This window comes from Halomonas sp. SIMBA_159, from assembly GCF_046536035.1.
GTDB classification, from domain to species: Bacteria; Pseudomonadota; Gammaproteobacteria; order Pseudomonadales; family Halomonadaceae; genus Vreelandella; species Vreelandella venusta_A.
The window spans coordinates 1-406 of record NZ_JAWJBT010000131.1; the positions used below are offsets into that span (position 1 = coordinate 1).

1 rRNA gene is annotated in these 406 nt (G+C 52.0%); it reads right to left on the bottom strand.

Features of this window, described 5'->3' with window-relative positions:
- Positions 1-406: ribosomal RNA gene (locus tag R0J87_RS18685) — 23S ribosomal RNA — on the bottom strand; the annotation flags it as partial.

Sequence of the window (406 nt, forward strand, 5' to 3'; positions counted from 1 at the left end):
CTTCTAAGCCAACATCCTGGTTGTCTAAGCAACTCCACATCCTTTTCCACTTACCGTATACTTTGGGACCTTAGCTGGCGGTCTGGGCTGTTTCCCTTTCGACTACGGATCTTATCACTCGCAGTCTGACTCCCAAGGATAAGTCATCGGCATTCGGAGTTTGACTGAATTCGGTAACCCGGTAGGGGCCCCTAGTCCAATCAGTGCTCTACCTCCGAGACTCTTACCTTGAGGCTAGCCCTAAAGCTATTTCGGAGAGAACCAGCTATCTCCAGGTTCGATTGGCATTTCACCCCTACCCACACCTCATCCCCGCACTTTTCAACGTGCGTGGGTTCGGGCCTCCATTCAGTGTTACCTGAACTTCACCCTGGACATGGGTAGATCACCTGGTTTCGGGTCTACG